We start from the raw sequence: 21,147 nt of genomic DNA on the forward strand, positions 1-21,147 counted from the left end.
CTATCTCAAAGCCAACTTAACTTTACGCTTCTGCCAACACCCTAAGCCGTCGGGCAACGTTTCATTAATTAACAAATAGGAATGGCTGACATGGGTCACTTTGCCATTGTTGCGTCCGAGGTATTGCCCCGGCTTCACTTTATAAACGGTGCCGTTGGGTGCCTGAACGAGACCAGAAACCGTATTACCCATGCCCATAACTCCTTTCAAACGTAATTGGCTTAATGGGAATTTTTCTAATTTGCCAGTGCGCCTTCTTGAAGGAGGTTGCCAGCAATCTTTTCTTGCAACGGGCTGAGTGGCGATCGTGGCTTCTTTTGGTAACTCAAAGGGCGCACGCTGTACTTCAGGTGCGTACGTGACGGCAACATACTTATCTGCAGGCTTAAGTTTCTCGACATCTCGACGCGCCTGACTCTCCACCCCTCGAATAAAATCCGTTAATGACTCATCATTCGCCTGACATCCAAGTAGCAGAGACCCCATCAGTACCAGTAACAAGTGCTTACTTGTCATTGTTCGTCTCCTCTGGCTTAAACTGATAGGTATTGGCTCGTACCCTAAAGTGCAGAGTTTCACTTTCTTGGCTGACACGCTGCCAAGTCACATCTTTAAACGTGATGATTCGAGGTAGCGTTGCTATCGCCTGAGAAAAATGGCCGATGTCATGAAAATCTCCCGTTAACTCAATGTTTAAAGGAAGACGATAGAGGAAATGCTCTGATTGCTTTTCACCCCAGTCGATACGGGTAAAGGTCAACTTATTGTCGATACCGAGTTCATTCACCGAAGCGAGCATCGTAGCCAACTCTTTTTGCGCGGGCAGTTGTTGTAGCAATAATTCGTAACGCGTGGTGAGTTCATCCAATTGAGATTGAAGCTGAGGCAATGCTGCTACTTTGTTCGCTTTGATCTTCAATGCCACCTTGAGCGTCTGCTCCTGCTGGACCAAGTTATTCAATTGCTCTTCTTTTGGCTTAAGGTAAAACCAATAGCCAAAACCTTGAATTAGGAAAATCAGCAGCGCGATAACCACAAGCTGAGGCAACAATGGCCACTCTGCCATTTCATCTATTTCGAGATCCTGCCAATCAACCATGCTGGGCCTCCACTTTCTTCTCCGGCACTTTGAACATGAAAGACACTTTGAACGTTTGGAACTCTTTTCCAAAACGCGCTTTTCCGTGAACGATGGAGTGCATTTCTACATCATTCAACTTGGCCGAACGCTCCATGTTGTCCAGCATCGTGGCAAGTTTTGGAGTGCTATCAGAGATCCCCGAGATCTCAATTTCCAGATCATTCATTTTGATCTTGTCGACATATACACCTTCAGGAATGACGGCTGGCATCAAGTTCATAAACTCGGTCGTTTTGTTTCTACCGTTTTGTAACCCTTCAACCACTTTTAAACGTTCGAGGATTTTGCTGTGCTCTTGCTCGGCGATTTTCATTGCTTCAATACGCTGGTCGAGCTCAGCAATGTAGTGAGTAAGGTAATCAAGCCTCTCCTGCTGCTGATCTTGTTGGTACTCAAAAAACTTTCCAATACCCCATTGAATACCAATGGCGACCAACATGCCTAACGCGACCAAGCTAATGAAACGACGTCGGTGCTCTTCTCTTTGGTTCTCTCGCCAAGGAAGTAAATTAATGCGATAAAGCACGCGCACCTCCTAGCCAATGAATGCCACGAATAGCGAGTCCTGCGGCTGTAGAGAAATGCTGCCAATCCGCGGCACGACGTTTACGTTTGGACACCTTCATCTCAAATAGCCCTAGCGGGTTTAGCAATTCACACTCTAGTGACAGTTGCTGAGATAAGTCTTCCGCGAGCATTGGTGTCGAAGCTCCTTCCCCTGATAACCAGATACCTTTGATATTTTGCGAGCCATTAATTGAGGTGTAGAGCTGCATCTGACGTTTCACCCGTTCCACGATTTGGCGATTAAACAGCTCTGTTTTCTCCTGAGCATCATCGGACATCAAATCATCTTGAACAGGGCTGTTTGCTCCGCGTGTGCCGCAAGCAAACTCTTTGTGAAACAGCTCACCTTGTTCGGTAAACATGGTAAAGGAGCTCGATGAGGTGCCAATATCGAGTAAGCAGTACTTATTTTTGTCAGGAAAGCGATCGGCGGTGAGCTTCCAGATATGACCAAGACTTTGTGAATGCACGTCCACTAAAACGGGTTTTAGTCCGGATTTTTGTAATGCATCCACGCGACTATCGACCACATCTTTTCTTGTCGCAAACACTTGATAGTTATCAGTCCCACGCAACCCATCTTCTGCACGAAGACGGACGAAGTCTAAACTCAGCTCTTCGACAGGGAATGGCGATTGATGAGAAAATGCCTGAATCACAGCAAACTCAACTTCGCTATCTTCAAGGTTTTGTTCTATTTGCAATTTTTTACTGATCACCGAATTATCAGGCACTGAAATTGCGACCTTTTTAGCACCAAAAGGCAGTTCTTTTTTAATCAGCTTTAGGGTCTTTACAATTTCTTGATGATTTATAGTGTTATTTTCAGCGACAATACCTTCCTTTAGTAATATTTCTTTGTAACCCAACAGAGCGTAATTGTTGCCTGTGGGTTTAAGTACTACGGCTTTGAGGCTGTTATGGCCTATATCGATGCCGGTAACGATTAGCTTATCCATCTCTTACTCTCGCTCCGAAATTTCTTCGTGCAAAGGTTGTTATTAGCACCCAAATAAGAGTTAATATCTCTATGTGCTAAATTTTTGACCTAAGAGTACAAGGGTTTGCCGTTACACAGCCTCAACCAATCAGGGATTCTCCGGTGAAGTTCATAAAGCGTTTATTATTTTTAACATTGATTTGCATAATTCTTGGAGTCACCACAATATTTGGCTTCTATCAGTACGTGAAGCCTGAATTGCCAGATGTTGCAACTCTAAAAGACGTTGAATTACAAACACCTATGCAGGTGTTTAGTCAAGACGGGAAGCTGATCGCACAGTTCGGTGAAAAGCGTCGTATTCCTGTTACTTATGATGAAATTCCTCAAGACTTAATTCATGCGCTAATCGCAACCGAAGATAGCCGTTTTTACGAACACCCAGGTATCGATCCTATCGGCATCACTCGTGCAGCCGTTGTAGTTGCGATCTCAGGTTCAGCCAAGCAGGGCGCAAGTACCATTACGCAACAGCTAGCTCGTAACTTCTTCTTATCTAATGAGAAGAAGATCATGCGTAAGATTAAAGAGATTTTCATTGCTATCCACATTGAGCAGCTTCTGAGTAAGCAAGAAATCATGGAACTTTATGTCAATAAAATCTTCCTTGGTTACCGCTCATATGGTTTTGGTGCGGCCGCTCAAGTTTACTTTGGTAAGAGCCTTGATGAATTGACGTTAAGCGAACTTGCGACACTCGCAGGGATGCCAAAAGCGCCATCAACGATGAACCCAATTTACTCTCTTGAGCGTGCGACAAAACGCCGTAACGTCGTGTTAATGCGAATGCTTGATGAAAAATACATCACGCAAGAACAGTATGACGAAGCACGCAACGAACCTATCGTGGCGCGTTACCACAGTGCTGAAATTGAACTTTCAGCTCCTTATGTGGCAGAACTAGCTCGTGCATGGGCCGTGAAAGAGTACGGTGAAGAAGAAGCCTATACCTCTGGCTTGAATATCTACATGACGGTGGACTCTAAACTGCAAGATGCCGCGAATACATCCGTGGTAAATAATCTGCTGTCATACGATGAACGTCACGGCTACCGCGGTGCGGAGAAAGTGCTTTGGAAAGAAGGTGAAACCGCTTGGAACAGCGAGCAAATAGAAAAGCACCTTAAGAAGCAACCAACTTATGGTGACCTTTACCCTGCCGTCGTGACAAAAGTCGATGATAAAACTGCGCAAGTTTGGGTTAAAAACCATGAAGAGCAGACCATTCCTTGGACTGGAATGCATTGGGCACGTAAATACATCACCGAAAACCGCCAAGGTTCAACACCAAAATCAGCGCATGATGTGCTAGCGACGGGTCAACAAGTTTGGGTTCGCGAAGTGAGCGAAACCAATGAAGATGACAACACGACACAAAGCTGGAAACTGAGCCAAGTGCCAACAGCGAACACCGCGTTTGTCGCGATGAACCCGGAAAATGGTGCGATATTATCGTTAGTGGGTGGTTTTAACTTTGTTCATAGTAAGTTTAACCGTGCCACTATGTCAGTGCGTCAGGTTGGCTCAAGTATCAAACCATTTATCTACTCAGCTGCAATTGATAAGGGACTTACCTTAGCCACTCTGATCAACGATGCGCCGATTAACAAATGGGACGCAGGTTCTGGTTCGGCTTGGCGACCTAAAAACTCACCACCAACCTATGGCGGTCCAACTCGCCTTCGCCTCGGCTTAGCTCAGTCAAAGAACGTGATGGCAGTGCGTACGCTGCGTGAAGTAGGCCTTGATGAAACACGTCAGTACCTTACTCGTTTTGGTTTTGATATTAACCAAGTACCACGTTCAGAGACCATCGCGCTCGGTGCTGGTAGCTTAACACCAATGAAAGTGGCACAAGGCTACTCTGTATTTGCGAACGGAGGTTATTACGTCGAACCGTTCTACGTAGAACGCGTGGAAGATGCATTCGGTGAAGTGCTGTTTAAAGCGAATCCAAAAAGCGTTTGTCATAAGGATTGCCCACAAATGAGCGATGAGCCAGACAATCGCTATGCCGATGAGTTTGGCGAACAAGACGTCGCGATTGATGGTTTGGCAACAGACAACGCACTGGAAAATGATGAACCTCAATATGCTCCACAAGTTATCTCTGAGCAAAACGCATTCTTGATGCGTGAGATGATGTACAGCAACATTTGGGGTGGTGGTAACTGGCGTGAAGGTACGGGGTGGAACGGTACTGGCTGGCGTGCACAAAAACTGGGGCGTCGTGATATCGGTGGTAAAACGGGTACAACGAATGACTCCAAAGATGCTTGGTACAACGGCTATGGTCCTGGTGTTGTTGCCATTGCTTGGGTTGGTTTTGATGATCACTCACGCGCCCTTGGTCGCACAACGGTTAATAGCAACCTAGGTAAAGGCCAAATTTCCGGTGCCGAATCGGGTGCGAAAACCGCAGAACCCGCTTGGATTGACTTTATGCGCGTTGCACTAGAAGAAACACCTGAGCAAGGTAAAAATATTCCAGATAACATCATTCGTGTTCGTATTGATCGCAACACTGGCATGCTAACGCACAAAGTAGACAGCACATCGATGTTCGAATACTTTGAAAAAGGCACTGAGCCTACCGAATACGCTGGAGACCGTTTGGAAGACAGTATTTATTCTTCCGGCTCTGGCGCAGAAGAGCTTTTCTAAATCACTAAAGCAAAAGGGAGAGCATTCGCTCTCCCTTTTTTATGTCGGCTTTTACGCCGCGGCGTTCAATGAAGGATAAGAAGCCAATACTTCTTTAATCTTCGCCGCCAAAGCTTCAAACCTTGCACGCAGTGGTGAGCCCGGGCGATATACAAGGACTATATTGCGCGAAGGCGTAGGGTTAACGGCTGGTACATAGCACACGCCATCTTTTTGCTTCTCATTGGGGATAGAAAGCTGAGGCAATAACGTAATCCCAGCACCAGCAGCGACCATATTCCGCAGTGTCTCCAAACTGGTTGCCTTAAAGCGTTCATCGTCTTTCGCTCCGGCAGCAAAACAGAAACCTAACGCTTGATCACGAAGACAGTGACCGTCTCCTAGCGCTAAAACGGTTTTACCATTCAACTCCAACATATCAACATGGTCGAGAGAGGCCCACTCATGATCACATGGCACCGCAACGCTTAACGGCTCGTTATACACTTCGATTTCTTTAAAAGGTGCCGTTTCATCAACCGAAGCCAAGACCAAGCAGTCCAATTTACCTTCTTCTAATTGACGCACCAACTGATGTGTTTGAGCTTCGTGCAGGAACAGCTCCAGTTCAGGAAATGCTTCTTTTATCTGCGGCAGAATTTTGGGTAGTAGATACGGACCTACCGTCGGGATGAAACCGATATGCATAGGCCCAGTCATTGCTCCGCTCTGACCACTCGCCATATCTTTAAAAGTTTTCACTTCACTTAAGATACGCTTAGCTTGCTCCACCAACTGCAACCCTGAATCGGTAAACAAAACGCGACGGCTGCTTCGCTCTAAAAGCGTGGTACCGAGTTCATCCTCTAGCTTACGAATTTGTCCACTCAATGTTGGTTGGCTAACAAAACATGCTTCTGCCGCTTTGCGAAAGTGCTTATGTTCCGCAAGTGCAACTAAGTACTCAAAATCTCGAATATTCATAACTCACAATTCGCTTCTTTTAACAATAGCTAATACCTATCAAAACCATAACACCAAACGATTAGAGCTATCAAAGGATTTTTACAATAATGGGCTCAACAGAACGAAACAGAGCAAAGAAAAACGCTAAGCTCTATACGCATAATTTAAAATAGTTAAAGGAAATCATTATGTTTGTATCTAAAGAAGGTCAACAAGTTCCTCAAGTTACTTTTCCAGTTCGTCAAGGTGACTCTTGGATGAATGTAACGACTGATGAGCTATTTAAAGGTAAGACCGTTATCGTATTTAGCTTACCGGGTGCATTTACTCCAACCTGTTCATCAAGCCATCTACCTCGTTACAACGAATTGTTCCCTGTATTTAAAGAGCACGGAGTGGATGAGATTATTTGTGTCTCAGTCAATGATACGTTCGTGATGAATGCATGGAAACAAGACCAAGAAGCAGAAAACATCACCTTCATTCCTGACGGTAATGGTGAGTTCACCGATGGCATGGGCATGTTAGTGGATAAAAACGACATCGGCTTTGGTAAACGCTCATGGCGTTACAGCATGCTAATAAAAGATGGCGTAGTAGAAAAAATGTTCATTGAGCCAAACGAACCTGGCGACCCATTCAAAGTGTCAGACGCAGACACCATGCTGAACTACATAGCGCCAGACTACAAAACGCAAGAATCCATCACGGTGTTCACTAAACCAGGCTGCCCTTTCTGTATGAAAGCGAAACAAAACCTGATTGACCACGGTCTTCAATATGAAGAAGTGATTCTGGGTAAAGACGCAACGACAGTTAGTCTACGAGCTATATCTGGTCGCACGACTGTTCCACAAGTCTTTATCGGTGGCAAGCACATCGGCGGTAGCGAAGAGCTAGAAGCGTATCTAGGCTAAGCTGTCCATAGCCTACACCCTCGGTCTCCGGCGCCTTTGGCTCGGAGGCCAACCCTAACTCACTTCTTCTACTAGTCTAGATAAGTAGTCGTCTACCGATAAGGTGACTCCTTATACAGATTCAACGACCCAATTCACTCTCCAAGCTCAATGTAGCTAGCTTGGCTTAAAAACAAAAAGCGAGAGTTCACGATGAAACAAGTTAATGTCGACGTAGCGATTATTGGTGGTGGTACTGCTGGTCTTGGCGCTTATCGAGCAGCAAAAGCTCATACTAACAGCGTAGTAATGATTGAAGGCGGCCCTTACGGAACAACCTGTGCTCGCGTCGGTTGCATGCCCTCTAAGCTGTTGATTGCGGCCGCAGAAAGTGCCCACCAAATCGAAAAAGCGCCTGGATTTGGGATCCATCCGCAAGGTGAAATACGCATTAACGGACAAGAAGTCATGGATCGTGTAAAACGCGAACGTGATCGTTTTGTTGGCTTTGTGCTTGAAAGCGTCGATGATATTCCCGCAGACGACAAGTTGTCAGGTTACGCGAAGTTTGCCGATGATCATACACTTATCATAGATGACCATACTCAGGTCACCGCAAAACGGATTGTGATCGCGACGGGCTCTCGTCCTGCTTATCCAGCAGCTTGGAATGAGTTGGGTGACCGTCTCGTAATTAATGATGATGTCTTTGGTTGGGATGATTTGCCTGAGTCCGTTGCGGTATTTGGCCCTGGAGTGATCGGTCTTGAACTCGGTCAAGCATTGCACCGCCTAGGGGTGAAAGTGAAGCTCTTTGGTCTTGGTGGTCAAGTTGGTCCACTGACAGATCCAGAGGTGATGGCTTATGCCGATAAAACTTTTAAAGAAGAGTTCTATCTTGATGCCGATGTAAAAGTAGAAAGCATGAAGCGCATTGCTTCATCAGACAATGACAGCGAAGACAAGGTCGAAATCCAATTCATCAACCACGATGGCGAATTAGAAACCTTTATTGTTGATTACGTTTTAGCAGCCACTGGACGACGTCCTAACGTAGATAAGCTAGCGATCGAGAACACCAATATTACCCTCGATGAACGCGGCGTACCAACCGCAGATCACTATACATTGCAAACTTCGGTAGAGAGCATCTTCATCGCAGGTGATGCAAGTAACCAAATTCCACTGCTGCACGAAGCCGCTGACCAAGGTCGCATTGCTGGTGATAATGCTGGTCGCTTTCCGGATATTCGTGCAGGTCTGCGTCGTTCGCCAATTTCAGCTGTATTCTCCGATCCGCAAATAGCTATGGTCGGTGAAACTTTCAAACAACTGGAAACTCGCTTAGGAAGCTGTGGTTGTTTTGTTACTGGCGAAGTCTCGTTTGAGAATCAAGGACGTTCGCGTGTCATGCTACGAAACAAAGGGATGTTACATGTCTATGGCGAGCAAGGTACTGGACGCTTTTTAGGTGCAGAGATGATGGGGCCGAACGCAGAACACCTCGCGCATCTTTTGGCTTGGGCACACCAAAATAGAATGACGATTTCTGAGATGCTAGATATGCCCTTCTATCATCCAGTGATCGAAGAGGGTGTCCGCACCGCTCTACGTGATTTGAATGCAAAACTACACTTAGGGCCAGAAATGGTGAAACATTGCCTTGACTGTGGGCCTGGTTGCTAACGCTTTCATGCTCAATCGAGCCAGTCTTTACATACCAAACAAAACAGAAAGCCTCGTGATTAACGAGGCTTTCTGTTGACTACTTTGAGGCGATTACATAAGTACTACACTGCCATCATTGCGTAACGACTTACCATGATGATCGCGACTACACCGATCGTAAAAAAGCCACCAGCGATACTCAGCGCAAATTTCAATTCTGTCGACATGATTATTTTTCCTATTAAAGACTGACAGCGCACCATACATCAATCACGTGCCACATAAGCTCTACAAAGCTAACTTTCCATTTTTGGTTGTGTTCCTGCGCTCTAAGCTGCGACAAAAAACGCTTTCTCTCTTTGTGTTGGGTATATAATCTGAAGCAACACTGATGCCTTGGAAAACACTATGACTTGTCGCCGTTGCGAGGAACATTGGTTTTGGAAAAAGCTTGGGCGTTGCCAACGATGCTTGGATCAGTTAACGGTGCTTTCGGTACTGTGCTGGATTGTGTGGTGGTTTGCGTTCAAAGATGATCCACAAAGCATCGAGTCGATCGCTTTGATCTTTGCTGGTTTCGCTTTCAATATTTTATTGTTTTTGCACTTATGGATGCGTTTTGTCATCTTGCCGTGGCAACGTCGGCGAGGACGAAAAGAGACGGATAAAAAAGAGTAAAGTGGCAGATAGAAAAAAGCCCCAAAACCAATATCAGTTCTGGGGCTCTCTTAGATTCTTCTAAGAAAAAGCAGTGGTACTTTAATAGACCGAGCTTCCTCTCAAAGGTTCCAAATTTTTTCGATTTTTTTAGCAAATACTGATGTAAGTGAATCAGAAAATAACTATGTCATTGAATGCTAATAAAATCACTCCGAAATTTCAGCTCATGCCACATGCGATTTTTGGATCACTTGCTCCATTAAATTGATCTCTAGCGCCACTTCATCACACGCGTGCTGACGTGGACACTGATCGCAATCTTTCAAGACTTTTTCTGGCAACAGCGACTTCGATGTTGGTAAGAAGCTCTGCTTCATAAAGAACTCTGGCGTTCGAGTGAGGACAAAGACCTTCTTTATCGCCATTTGACGTGCTTTCTCAACCAAGTGATTTACGATTGCACTGCCCTGCCCTTGGCCTTGCCAGCCCGCTTCGATACCAAGAGAGCGTATTTCAGCCAACCCTGAGTCATACACATATAGAGAAGCGCAACCTGTCACTTCACCATGATGCTCAGCCACCGCGAAGGAGCCTATATCTCTCACGAGCTCATTACGAGAGCGGGGTAGATTCTCACCGAGGTTCGCCCAATAAGCCACCATGCCCTCTAGTGTTTCAATGTCCGTCAAACGTGCAGGACGCACTTTCACTGCCGAGCTGTCACGCTGGCTCAGACGTTTATCCGCTTGCTCTACCGCATAAGCGACTTGGTGAGGCGAAACGCCACCCAGCGCACAACGTTTTTCCAAACAAGACTCTATTGTCAGAATGTCATACACATCATCTTCAATCACCTCAGAGAAGGCTTTTAGCTCTTGCAGAGACAATTCTTCCAGCGCGCAACCTTTGTCAATTGCCCCTACCACCGCCACGCCCACAATATGGTGCGCCTCACGGAATGGGATGCCTTTCGCCACTAAGTAATCAGCTAACTCAGTCGCGTTCGCATACCCTTGCTTCGCAGCTTCAAGCGTACGCTCACCATTTACTTTAATGCCATCAAAACACAGCGCTGCCATTTCCATGCAATCATTCCATGTGTCTAACGCATCAAACAACCCTTCTTTATCTTCTTGCATGTCTTTGTTGTACGCCAATGGTAGGGCTTTCACTGTCATCATCATGCTCGATAATGCGCCATAGACACGCCCTGTCTTACCACGGATCAACTCAAGTGCATCCGGGTTTTTCTTCTGTGGCATCAATGACGAACCAGACGTCACCGTATCCGCTAACTCAATAAAGTTAGACTCCCCTGAGTTGTAGAAGATCATATCTTCTGCAAGACGAGAAAGGTGCAACATAGAAATCGAGGCCACCGACATCAGTTCCATCACATGATCACGATCCGAAACCGAATCGAGTGAATTACGCGTAGCGCGGTGGAAACCAAGGTTATGAGCTAATTGTTCACGATCAATCGGATAAGCCGTGCCAGCTAAAGCACCCGAGCCAAGTGGACAAGTGTCGAGACGCTGTAAGGCATCATTCAGACGAGAGTAGTCACGCTCGAACATTTCAACATAAGCCAAACACCAGTGAGCAAAGGTGACAGGTTGAGCGCGCTGAAGATGAGTATAGCCAGGCAATACAGTGCCTTGGTGCTGCTTAGCAACATGAACCATTTGTGCTTGCAGACGATCTAAAGCAATCAACAGTTGCTGGCCTTGCTGACGACACCAAAGTTTTAGGTCTGTCGCTACTTGGTCATTACGAGAACGCCCAGTGTGGAGCTTTTTACCTAAATCTCCCACTTTACTAATCAGCTGCTGTTCAACCCAAGAGTGGATATCTTCTGCATCTGAACGAAGAATTTGATGAGGATCTTCCATCACTTCTAACTTCAGCTCGTTTAAAGCAAGTTCCAGCTTTTGCTGTTCTTCTGCCGATAGAACATCTACAGAAAGCAGAGCTTTAGACCATGCGATTGAACCTACGATGTCTTGCTCAGCCAATCGGTAGTCAAAACGCAACGAATCGTTAAACTCTTTAAATCTAGTGTCTGCCGCTTGGGTAAATCTTCCGCCCCATAATGCCATTGCGTTTCTCCTGATGACTATTGCTTACTCTAACGTTCTCGAATGAGTAGTAACCAATTTGATGGTCATTTGCTCACTTTTTCTTATGGGTCAACGTTACGGCAATTTCGACAAAAAATAAAGTATAAATTCAATATTTTTACATATATATTCAAAAGGAATGTATTTGCATCTTTGTGCTCATAGACGTAAGCCAACAAAAAAGACCTGCTATCCAATAGCAGGTCTTTACTCAATCCGAGATGTGGAGAGATTATTTCTTCTGGCTGTTCAACGCACGGATACGGCTTGATAGCGAGTAAAGACGGATGAAACCACCCGCATGGCTTTGGTCGTAAACCTCATCTTCACCAAAAGTTGCGAACTCTTCTGAGTACAAGCTGTTGTCAGAACATTTTTGCGTTACCGTGGCTTGGCCTTTGTAGAGCTTAACAACCACTTCACCATTCACGTCTTGCGCTAGCTCTTCTGAAGCGGCAAGGATCGACTTACATAGCGGCGTAAACCAACGACCATCGTACACAAGGTGAGACGCTTTTAGCCCCAGCTCTTCACGGAATTCGAATGATGATTTGTCTAGCACGAGCTGTTCAACGGCACGCAGCGCTTCCATCATGATGGTGCCTCCCGGTGTTTCGTAGCAGCCACGAGATTTCATTCCTACTAGACGGTTTTCCACGATATCAATACGACCAACACCGTGCTTCGCACCTTTTTCGTTTAGGTAAACCAACGCGTTGTATGGTGTCATCGCTTCACCATCAACTTCGACCACTTCACCTTTTTCTACTTTCAGCGTGACGTATTCCGCTTCATTTGGTGCTTGCTCTGGGTCTACAGTCCATACCCAGCAATCTTCGTTTGGTGCGTTCCACGTATCCTCTAGGACGCCACCTTCAGTGGAAATGTGCCATGCGTTTGCATCACGTGAGTAGATCTTAGTAAGAGACGCTGAACAAGGAATGTTACGCTCAGCTAGGTAATCCAAACATTCTTCACGGCTCACTAGGTCCCATTCACGCCAAGGGGCAATCACTTGTAGATCTGGTGCTAGTGCTGCGAATGCGCCTTCGAAACGAACTTGGTCATTACCTTTACCTGTACAGCCGTGACACAATGCGTCCGCGCCCACTTTACGTGCGACTTCAACCTGTGCTTTAGCAATAATTGGACGCGCCATTGATGTACCCAGCAGGTACTTACCTTCATAGTACGCGCCGGTTTTTAGCGTTGGGTAAATGTAGTCTGCGACCATTTCTTCTTTCAAGTCAGCGATGTAACACTCAGAAGCACCTGAAGCTTTCGCTTTCGCTTCAATACCTTCTAGCTCTTCTGCGCCTTGACCAACATCGGCAACGAAAGCAACGACTTCACAATCGTAGTTCTCTTTTAGCCACGGGATAATTACTGAGGTATCTAGACCGCCTGAGTATGCGACTACCACTTTATTTACGTTCACTTTGCTCATCTCTCTTCTCCAAACTTAACTGGCGCTGCGCTCGGCGGTCAGTGCCAACTACTACTTCCTAATATTGAATTCTTTTGCTGATGCTTATTGAGGCAAAAATTGCGTTCCAATACTTTCACCAGCGAATAGCTGTACTAATTTTTCTGGGTAACGCCAGGTCGCGACTTCGATAGGGCGACCAAGATCATTGGCCGCCTCCAAAGCAGCTTTAACTTTGACGATCATGCCGTCTGTGATCACATGTCCATCGATCAACATGCTCGCTTGTTGTTCCGACAGAGTTTTGATCAAATGGCCTTTTCCATCTAATACACCACTCACGTCTGATAGCAGGACCAACTCCGCATCTAATGCGCCCGCAACCGCGACTGCGGCTTGGTCAGCATTCACATTCATCATCTGGCCATCTGTGGTTAAGCCAATTGAACTGATGATCGGCAGTGCGCCTGTGTTTAGTACCGCTTGTAATAGCGTTGAATCACCCGGTGATGCTTTACCTACCGCGCCCAACTCTGGGTCAAGTTCTTCAACAAGACACAAACCACCATCCGCAAGGCTAAGACCTACTGCATTGAGTCCATCTGCGATGGCTTGGCCTTGAAGTAGCTTATTCGCTGTGCCTGCAAGTGCGCCTGCAATCACCGGAATTTGATCGTAAGGCGTTACGCGTAAACCGTTTTTCTTTACGGTTTCAAGCTGAAGCTTTGCCATCAACTCATCAACTAGGTAGCCACCGCCATGAACGATGGCGATTTGTCGCTGTGCCGATTTTTGGTAAGCCGCAATGGCACCAAAAAGTTGGCTTAAGGTTTGAGTGCAAGATAGAGCTGCACCGCCTAGCTTAATGACTAAAGGAGCTTGATTGGTTTGCGTCATCGCATTTCCCTCTTTCAACGACTACAGCAACGCTGTCAGTTCTGGGTAACCATAATGAATATTGAGACATTGCATCGCTTGACTTGATGCACCTTTGAGTAGATTGTCGATGGCTGAAATCACAATGATGTGTTCACCTTGTACCTTCCAGCCGATATCGCAGAAAGGGGTATTTTCGACATCCTGAATACGTGGAATGCTATCGCCTTTTAAACGCACGGCAGGCTTTCCTAGATAAACTTGTTCAAATGCTTGAGCGACTTGTTGCTCTGTAACGCCTGATGCTAGCTTCATGGTGATCGTGGCAAGAATGCCGCGTTTAAAGTTGCCTAAGTGAGGAGTAAAAATCACATCGCAACCTAAGTGCTGAGCAATTTCTGGTTGGTGACGATGAGTAAATACACCATAAGGTTGCAAGCTCACTTCACAGAAACTGTTCACCATAGAAGCTTTACGCCCAGCTCCGGACACACCGCTGGTCGCGTTAATGACAGGCCATTGATTGGTATCCACTAATGCATTTTCGAGTAGAGGTTTGATGGCTAACTGCGAAGCAGTCGGGTAGCAACCTGCTACAGCAACTAAGGGAGCAGTTTTAATTGATTCCTGGTTCCACTCTGCTAAACCGTATGCAGCTTTATCTAGCCAGTTATTATGTTGATGCTCGAAGCCATAAAAGGTGTTGTAAAAACCTTCACTTTGGACGCGGAATGCCCCCGATAAATCGAATACCTGACAGCCTGCCTCCAAGAAAGTTGGGGCTAGATCGTGGCTCACCTCATGAGCCGTTGCTAAAAACACCACATCCGATTCTTGAGCGATTTGCAGTGGATCCGTTAGTGGCGAGACCGGCATATCAATGATGCCTGCTAACTTACCGTGCAGCTGCGCGATATTCTTTCCTGCATCAACACTGTTGGCGGAAACATATAAACCTGATAGCGTGAGTTGTGGGTGTTTATTAACCATTAACGCTAACTCTGCGCCGGTGTAACCGCTGGCTCCAATAATCGTGGTTTTTAGCATTGTGTGACATCCATATACTTAAAGGCTCAAATGACTATTCATATTTAATTTTTGCTTTATTTTGATTTTTTATTCATCAAATATGATTTAATATGTGTTTTACATTTTTGTGGTCTGTCTGTCAACAGGAGATTTGAAGAATCCATGCAATTACCAACTTTTCTAGAGGTCTATGAAGGACTCATCAGCACCTCTTCTATCAGCTCCACGGATCCGAGCTGGGATCAGGGCAATGCAAAAGTCATCGAAAAACTCGCATCTTGGTTTAAAGATCTGGGTTTTAGCGTTGAAGTGATCGAAGTCGAGCCAGGCAAGCACAATATGATCGCACGTATGGGAGAGGGTGAAGGCGGCCTTTTACTTGCTGGCCATAGTGATACCGTGCCATTCGATCAAGGGCGCTGGAATTTTGATCCACATAAGCTGACTGAAAAAGACAACCGCTTTTACGGTTTAGGCACGGCAGACATGAAGGGCTTTTTTGCCTTTATTTACGAAGCCGTCAAAAAAGTCGACTGGAGTAAGCAAACCAAGCCGCTATACGTATTAGCCACTTGTGACGAAGAAACCACCATGTTGGGTGCACGACATTTCACCGTAAACGCCCCTTTTAAGCCGGATTACTGCATTATTGGTGAGCCCACCAGCCTCGTTCCTATTCGCGGCCACAAAGGTCATGTGGCGAATGCAATTCGGGTCACGGGTAAGTCAGGCCATTCATCCGATCCTGCCTTAGGCGTTAACGCGATTGAGATCATGCATGAAGTGATGTTTGCCATGATGCAACTGCGCGATAAATTGGTGAAAGAATACCACCATCCGGGTTTTGCCATTCCAAGCCCTACCCTAAACCTTGGACACATTCACGGTGGTGACAGCGCTAACCGTATTTGTGGTTGCTGTGAGCTGCACTATGATGTTCGCCCACTACCAGGGATCAGCCTGGATGGCCTAGAAAATATGCTGCGCGGAGCATTAAAAGAAGTCGAAGCAAAGTGGCCTGGACGCTTGGAGATAATTCCCTTACATGAACCAATTCCGGGTTACGAATGCCAACATGACCACCCATTTATCGGTGGTGTTGAAGAGATCTGCCAAACCAGTTCAGAAACCGTGAACTACTGTACTGAGGCGCCCTTCTTACAACAGCTCTGTCCAACCTTAGTTCTCGGCCCCGGTTCAATTGACCAAGCGCACCAACCGGATGAGTTTCTCTCATTTGATTTTATCGATCCCACAATTGATGTGCTTTCAAAGGCAATGGTCAAGTATTGCTGTTAATACACGAATAAACTCAAAAGTCAGTGCAGCTCGATTGAGCTGCATCTTTTTATCTTCACAATTTGGCGCTAGCCTTAACACTTCTTTAACTTGTTATTTTGTAATTAATTTTCACTTCTTATTCTACAGCTGCCGTAAATTTGCTCTAAATCAGGAGACAGCGGAATAATTGCAAACTTAGTCTGCTTTATTTGACTATAACTGGTGCTTTTCGCTAGATTGGAGTCTTAACAAGGACAATGGATGTAGTTTTTTTACGAGGCAGGACGACAATGAACGAGAAATACGCCGCACTCAAAAGTAATGTGCGCATGTTAGGCCACTTATTGGGTAACACCATTCGCGATGCCCATGGCGAAGAAATCTTCGAGAAAGTGGAAACCATTCGTAAATTATCCAAATCAGCTCAAGCAGGAAATCAAGCAGACAGGGACAGCTTGATCGAAGAAATCAAACATTTACCTGATGAGCAACTAACGCCCGTTACCCGTGCGTTTAACCAATTTCTAAATCTCACCAATATTGCTGAGCAATACCACACGATTTCACGCCACTGTGAAGAACACATCTGTGAACCAGACGCGATTAACTCGCTGTTTTCTAAACTGGTACAAAACGATGTGAGCAAACTGGACACTGCGCAAGCGGTTCGTGATCTGAATATTGAATTGGTATTGACGGCTCACCCAACGGAAATCACGCGTCGCACGATGATCAACAAATTGGTCAAGATCAACGAGTGCTTATCAAAGTTGGAACTGAGTGATCTTTCTTCTAAAGAGCGCAAGAAAACCGAGCGTCGCTTAGAGCAACTTATCGCACAAAGCTGGCATTCTGACGTAATTCGACAACAGCGCCCTACTCCGCTGGATGAAGCAAAATGGGGTTTTGCAGTCGTTGAAAACTCACTATGGGAAGCGGTGCCAGACTTCTTACGTGAAATGAATGATCGTCTGAAGTCTTACTTGGGTGAAGGTTTACCAATTGATGCGCGCCCTGTGCACTTCTCTTCTTGGATGGGGGGCGACCGCGACGGTAACCCGTTCGTCACTCATAGCGTGACACGTGAAGTATTGCTTCTGTCTCGTTGGAAAGCCGCAGATCTTTATCTCAATGACATCAACGAGTTGATCAGTGAACTGTCTATGACGGTTTCAAACGACCAAGTTCGTGAGCTTGCTGGCGAAGATCAGCACGAACCATATCGTGCGATCCTGAAACAACTTCGCTCACTATTGAACGAAACCAAAGATATTCTCGATGCTAAGATCCATGGTCAAAAACTGGCCGTTAAAGCTCCGTTGCAAAAAGTCGAGCAACTTTGGGAACCTCTGTATGCCTGTTACCAGTCGCTAAATGAATGTGGCATGGGTGTGATCGCAAATGGCTCTCTACTAGATACATTGCGCCGCGTAAAAGCATTTGGTATTCATCTTGTTCGACTTGATATCCGCCAAGAGAGCACGCGTCATTCAGACGTATTGTCTGAATTAACCCGCTACTTAGGCATTGGTGATTACGAACAATGGAGCGAGCAAGATAAGATTGCTTTCCTAACCAACGAACTCGCATCTAAGCGTCCTCTTCTGCCTCGTGATTGGGAACCATCAGAACCTGTCAAAGAGGTTTTGGACACCTGTAAGATTATTGCAGCACAACCGCGTGAAGCATTCGGTGCCTACGTAATTTCTATGGCACGCACTGCATCGGATGTGTTAGCAGTCCACCTACTTCTGCAAGAAGCAGGCTGCCCATATCGTATGGATGTTTGCCCGTTATTCGAGACTCTAGACGACTTGAACAATGCAGAATCGGTCATCAAACAGCTGATGGGTATCGACCTATACCGTGGCTTTATCCAAAACCACCAAATGGTCATGATTGGTTACTCTGACTCAGCGAAAGATGCGGGTGTCATGTCTGCAGGCTGGGCTCAGTACCATGCGATGGAATCGTTAGTAAAAGTGGCGGAAGAAGAAGGTGTTGAACTGACTCTATTCCACGGTCGTGGCGGTACAGTAGGCCGCGGCGGCGCGCCAGCACACGCAGCACTTCTGTCTCAACCACCAAAAAGCTTGAAAGGTGGTTTGCGCGTAACAGAACAGGGCGAGATGATCCGCTTTAAACTGGGCCTTCCAGATGTCGCCGTAAACAGTTTTAACCTTTACGCGAGCGCGATTCTAGAAGCCAACCTATTGCCACCACCAGAGCCAAAACAAGAATGGCGCGACTTAATGGAAGTGCTATCAGAAGTTAGCTGCGAGTCTTATCGCAACGTAGTTCGCGGCGAGCCTGATTTTGTGCCTTACTTCCGTCAAGCGACACCAGAGCTCGAGCTCGGTAAGTTGCCACTTGGCTCTCGTCCTGCAAAACGTAATCCGAAGGGCGGAGTGGAAAGCTTACGTGCAATCCCGTGGATCTTCTCATGGAGCCAAAATCGTTTGGTACTTCCAGCATGGTTAGGTGCGGGTGAAGCAATTCAATACTCGATCGATAAAGGTCACCAAGCGCTGCTCGAAGAGATGTGTCGTGAATGGCCGTTCTTCTCGACTCGCCTTGGCATGTTAGAAATGGTGTACTCGAAGTGTAATATCGATATTTCTCGCTATTACGATGAGCGATTGGTGGATGAATCACTCCGTCCACTCGGTGAAAAGCTTCGCGCTCAGCTTCAAGAAGATATCAAAGCAGTACTGAATGTAGAGAACAACGAAAACTTGATGCAGCATGACCCTTGGGGACTCGAATCAATTCGCTTGCGCAACATCTACGTTGAGCCATTGAACATGCTACAAGCCGAGTTGCTATACCGTACACGCCAAACCGAAGAAGCATCTGCAAACCTAGAAGAAGCACTAATGGTGACAATTGCTGGTATTGCAGCTGGCATGCGCAACACAGGCTAATCGCTTCATTTGTAATAAAAAAGCTGAGCAAGTGCTCAGCTTTTTTTTGGCGCTGGATAATTGCGCAACCAAAAGGCAGTTTAATAAACTATAAAAAACCCAAAAATTACCACACAAAAAGAATAAAAAACCACAAGTTAACACTATTGATTATTATGTTAGTTTTTTAGGGTAATTTTGTCCTACTATTCCACTTCATGCTTATTATTTATATACTACTTGCCTGCTGAGAGCTCATAAATCCAATCATACCTGCTCCAGCCATGATGGGACTCCCCATCTCTCTAGGTGATAAACGGCTTTAAGGTGACAGGACCAACATTGTTGGTGCTACTTATACATTAAAAAACTCAAGTGCCAGAAAGAGCACAGCTGAAAGTATAAGTAGCTTGTTTACAAGTTTATTGACCATTTGGATTGAAGACATGTCATTACCACACGTAATCTTAACTGTTCTTAGCACTCGCGACGCAACCGGTTACGATATCACTAAAGAATTCTCTGCTAGCATCGGTTACTTCTGGAAAGCAAGCCACCAACAAGTGTACCGTGAACTCAATAAAATGGCCGAGAAAGAGCTGGTTACTTGCGTATTAGAACCCCAAGAAGGCAAACCAGACCGTAAGGTTTACTCCATCACAGATGCTGGTCGCAGCGCTTTAGGAGAATGGTTTGATCAACCAACTGCACACCCGACTGTTCGTGATGAATTTTCAGCGAAATTGATGGCATGTGCCGTTCAACCATCAACACCTTTCCGTGATCAACTAGCCGAACTGGTTGAAGAGTCTCGCAAACTGGTTTCTCACTACAAAGAAATTGAAGCGGCTTACTACGCAACGCCGTCAACTTTAGACAAACAAGCTCGCCTAGAGCGTTTAACGCTTCGTCGTAACCTACTGTTACGTGAAACGTGGATCACGTGGGCTGAAGAAGTCCTAACAGAACTTGAAGTGATTGGTTAATTTCCTTTTACTTTGATACAACGAAAAAGGCTTGCCACTTGGCAAGCCTTTTGTCTTTTTGAAACCCGATTTATGCACCTACTGCAGCGCGAGGACGAACGCCTAGCGTATGACATAAAGCGTAAGTCATTTCTGCACGGTTTAGGGTGTAGAAGTGGAAATCCTTAACGCCTTCACGACTAAGTACGCGCACCATATCAATAGCTTGGCTTGCTCCCACAAGCTGACGAGTCACCGGGTCATCATCCAAGCCTTCGAACTGTTTACTCATCCAGCCTGGTACTTTCACATTGTTCTGCGCAGCAAAGCGAGAGGCTTGCTTAAAGTTCGACACTGGCAAAATACCAGGAACAATTTCCACATCAATTCCTGCCGCCACACAGCGATCGCGGAAACGAAGGTAAGACTCAACATCAAAAAAGAACTGAGTAATTGCACGGTTTGCACCTGCATCTACCTTACGTTTTAGGTTCAATAAGTCAGACTGCGCACTTTTAGCTTCAGGGTGAACCTCAGGAAATGCGGCTACTGAGATATCAAAATCGTGACGTGATTTCAGCAGCTCAACCAGATCCGAGGCATACATGTCAGGCGCACCGCCACCAGGAGGAATATCACCACGCAGAGCAACGATATTTTCAATGCCATTATTCCAGTAATCATCGGCAATATTAATCAACTCTTCGCGAGTCGCATCAATACAAGTGAGGTGAGGAGCAGCAACCAATCCTGTTGTTGCTTTGATTTCTTTAATGATGGAGTGCGTTCTGTCACGCTCGCCAGAGTTCGCGCCGTAAGTAACAGAAACAAATTTAGGTTGGAGCGTTTTAAGACGGTGCACAGAATTCCAGAGTGTCTCTTCCATCTTCGCGCTGCTTGGTGGAAAAAACTCAAATGATACATTGATGTTGTCTGACAACTCAGCAATATTCTGGTTCAAGGCGTCAATATGGCCTGCGTGCGTATATCCCATCTTACTCTCCCT

The 21,147-nt window shown here is 45.9% G+C and carries 17 protein-coding genes; 7 read left to right on the top strand and 10 right to left on the bottom strand.

All coding sequences use genetic code 11. The features are described from left to right. Genes CBX98_RS23425 through pilM form a run of 4 tightly spaced genes read right to left on the bottom strand, consistent with a single transcriptional unit; the run spans position 1 to position 2,667 of the window. On the bottom strand, positions 1-516 hold the full coding sequence (locus tag CBX98_RS23425; RefSeq protein WP_005395715.1) for a pilus assembly protein PilP: 516 nt from the start codon (positions 514-516) through the stop codon (positions 1-3). Next, entirely contained in the window at positions 506-1,099 is a 594-nt protein-coding gene (pilO, locus tag CBX98_RS23430; protein WP_012841351.1) for a type 4a pilus biogenesis protein PilO, read from the bottom strand. Before pilO ends, CBX98_RS23425 begins: the two co-directional genes overlap by 11 nt. Continuing rightward, complete coding sequence (locus CBX98_RS23435) at positions 1,092-1,667, bottom strand: PilN domain-containing protein (RefSeq protein ID WP_046874634.1); 576 nt, start codon at positions 1,665-1,667, stop codon at positions 1,092-1,094. Before CBX98_RS23435 ends, pilO begins: the two co-directional genes overlap by 8 nt. Further along, positions 1,651-2,667 carry a type IV pilus assembly protein PilM gene (pilM, locus tag CBX98_RS23440; RefSeq protein ID WP_109170356.1) on the bottom strand — a complete coding sequence of 339 codons (1,017 nt, stop codon included), beginning with the start codon at positions 2,665-2,667 and terminating at the stop codon, positions 1,651-1,653. Before pilM ends, CBX98_RS23435 begins: the two co-directional genes overlap by 17 nt. Before the next feature lie 143 nt (positions 2,668-2,810). Here pilM and CBX98_RS23445 point away from each other — a divergent pair, with 143 nt between their 5' ends. Beyond that, complete coding sequence (locus CBX98_RS23445; RefSeq protein WP_074191325.1) at positions 2,811-5,372, top strand: PBP1A family penicillin-binding protein; 2,562 nt, start codon at positions 2,811-2,813, stop codon at positions 5,370-5,372. Between the two features lie 51 nt (positions 5,373-5,423). On the opposite strand, the gene oxyR is transcribed toward CBX98_RS23445, so the two are convergent. Next, positions 5,424-6,335 carry a DNA-binding transcriptional regulator OxyR gene (gene oxyR, locus CBX98_RS23450; protein ID WP_005395720.1) on the bottom strand — a complete coding sequence of 304 codons (912 nt, stop codon included), beginning with the start codon at positions 6,333-6,335 and terminating at the stop codon, positions 5,424-5,426. 170 nt (positions 6,336-6,505) lie between these two features. Between oxyR and CBX98_RS23460 the strand changes: the two genes are divergently transcribed. From CBX98_RS23460 to CBX98_RS23475, 3 genes are all read left to right on the top strand, one after another. Further along, on the top strand, positions 6,506-7,234 hold the full coding sequence (locus CBX98_RS23460) for a redoxin family protein (protein ID WP_109170357.1): 729 nt from the start codon (positions 6,506-6,508) through the stop codon (positions 7,232-7,234). A 192-nt stretch (positions 7,235-7,426) separates the two neighbouring features. Then, positions 7,427-8,899 (top strand): dihydrolipoyl dehydrogenase, encoded by a 1,473-nt coding sequence (locus CBX98_RS23465; RefSeq protein WP_109170358.1) that lies wholly within the window; start codon positions 7,427-7,429, stop codon positions 8,897-8,899. Positions 8,900-9,289: 390 nt separating this feature from the next. After that, on the top strand, positions 9,290-9,559 hold the full coding sequence (locus CBX98_RS23475) for a DUF3624 domain-containing protein (RefSeq protein WP_012841349.1): 270 nt from the start codon (positions 9,290-9,292) through the stop codon (positions 9,557-9,559). 206 nt (positions 9,560-9,765) lie between these two features. Here the strand turns inward: CBX98_RS23475 and argH are convergent, their stop codons facing one another. The 4 genes from argH to argC all read right to left on the bottom strand — a co-directional run bounded on the left by argH (position 9,766) and on the right by argC (position 15,010). Beyond that, positions 9,766-11,640, bottom strand: a complete 1,875-nt coding sequence (argH, locus tag CBX98_RS23480; protein WP_104971008.1) for an argininosuccinate lyase — start codon at positions 11,638-11,640, stop codon at positions 9,766-9,768. Between the two features lie 253 nt (positions 11,641-11,893). Further along, positions 11,894-13,108, bottom strand: coding sequence for an argininosuccinate synthase (locus tag CBX98_RS23485; protein WP_109170359.1), 1,215 nt, complete (start codon positions 13,106-13,108; stop codon positions 11,894-11,896). A gap of 84 nt (positions 13,109-13,192) precedes the next feature. Then, the gene (argB, locus tag CBX98_RS23490) at positions 13,193-13,984 is read right to left on the bottom strand and encodes an acetylglutamate kinase (RefSeq protein ID WP_109170360.1); all 792 of its coding nucleotides are present in this window, start codon (positions 13,982-13,984) and stop codon (positions 13,193-13,195) included. A 21-nt stretch (positions 13,985-14,005) separates the two neighbouring features. Next, positions 14,006-15,010, bottom strand: coding sequence for an N-acetyl-gamma-glutamyl-phosphate reductase (argC, locus tag CBX98_RS23495; RefSeq protein WP_109170361.1), 1,005 nt, complete (start codon positions 15,008-15,010; stop codon positions 14,006-14,008). 144 nt (positions 15,011-15,154) lie between these two features. Here argC and argE point away from each other — a divergent pair, with 144 nt between their 5' ends. From argE to CBX98_RS23510, 3 genes are all read left to right on the top strand, one after another. After that, complete coding sequence (gene argE, locus CBX98_RS23500; protein ID WP_012841347.1) at positions 15,155-16,291, top strand: acetylornithine deacetylase; 1,137 nt, start codon at positions 15,155-15,157, stop codon at positions 16,289-16,291. 272 nt (positions 16,292-16,563) lie between these two features. Next, complete coding sequence (gene ppc / locus CBX98_RS23505) at positions 16,564-19,197, top strand: phosphoenolpyruvate carboxylase (protein ID WP_109170362.1); 2,634 nt, start codon at positions 16,564-16,566, stop codon at positions 19,195-19,197. A gap of 425 nt (positions 19,198-19,622) precedes the next feature. Continuing rightward, entirely contained in the window at positions 19,623-20,162 is a 540-nt protein-coding gene (locus CBX98_RS23510; protein WP_005395734.1) for a PadR family transcriptional regulator, read from the top strand. A 70-nt stretch (positions 20,163-20,232) separates the two neighbouring features. On the opposite strand, the gene metF is transcribed toward CBX98_RS23510, so the two are convergent. Beyond that, positions 20,233-21,135 carry a methylenetetrahydrofolate reductase gene (metF, locus tag CBX98_RS23515; protein ID WP_046874624.1) on the bottom strand — a complete coding sequence of 301 codons (903 nt, stop codon included), beginning with the start codon at positions 21,133-21,135 and terminating at the stop codon, positions 20,233-20,235. Between the last annotated feature and the right edge of the window lie 12 nt (positions 21,136-21,147).

Origin of the sequence: Vibrio sp. T9, from assembly GCF_003123985.1 — a bacterium.
Classification (GTDB): domain Bacteria; phylum Pseudomonadota; class Gammaproteobacteria; order Enterobacterales; family Vibrionaceae; genus Vibrio; species Vibrio diabolicus.

Coding starts and splice junctions, on each gene's coding strand:
- argE (WP_012841347.1), top strand. CDS start 15,155: ATGCAATTACCAACTTTTCTAGAGGTCTATGAAGGACTCATCAGCACC.
- CBX98_RS23460 (WP_109170357.1), top strand. CDS start 6,506: ATGTTTGTATCTAAAGAAGGTCAACAAGTTCCTCAAGTTACTTTTCCA.
- ppc (WP_109170362.1), top strand. CDS start 16,564: ATGAACGAGAAATACGCCGCACTCAAAAGTAATGTGCGCATGTTAGGC.
- CBX98_RS23510 (WP_005395734.1), top strand. CDS start 19,623: ATGTCATTACCACACGTAATCTTAACTGTTCTTAGCACTCGCGACGCA.
- argH (WP_104971008.1), bottom strand. CDS start 11,640: ATGGCATTATGGGGCGGAAGATTTACCCAAGCGGCAGACACTAGATTT.
- metF (WP_046874624.1), bottom strand. CDS start 21,135: ATGGGATATACGCACGCAGGCCATATTGACGCCTTGAACCAGAATATT.
- CBX98_RS23475 (WP_012841349.1), top strand. CDS start 9,290: ATGACTTGTCGCCGTTGCGAGGAACATTGGTTTTGGAAAAAGCTTGGG.
- argC (WP_109170361.1), bottom strand. CDS start 15,010: ATGCTAAAAACCACGATTATTGGAGCCAGCGGTTACACCGGCGCAGAG.
- argB (WP_109170360.1), bottom strand. CDS start 13,984: ATGACGCAAACCAATCAAGCTCCTTTAGTCATTAAGCTAGGCGGTGCA.
- oxyR (WP_005395720.1), bottom strand. CDS start 6,335: ATGAATATTCGAGATTTTGAGTACTTAGTTGCACTTGCGGAACATAAG.
- CBX98_RS23485 (WP_109170359.1), bottom strand. CDS start 13,108: ATGAGCAAAGTGAACGTAAATAAAGTGGTAGTCGCATACTCAGGCGGT.
- pilO (WP_012841351.1), bottom strand. CDS start 1,099: ATGGTTGATTGGCAGGATCTCGAAATAGATGAAATGGCAGAGTGGCCA.
- CBX98_RS23425 (WP_005395715.1), bottom strand. CDS start 516: ATGACAAGTAAGCACTTGTTACTGGTACTGATGGGGTCTCTGCTACTT.
- CBX98_RS23465 (WP_109170358.1), top strand. CDS start 7,427: ATGAAACAAGTTAATGTCGACGTAGCGATTATTGGTGGTGGTACTGCT.
- pilM (WP_109170356.1), bottom strand. CDS start 2,667: ATGGATAAGCTAATCGTTACCGGCATCGATATAGGCCATAACAGCCTC.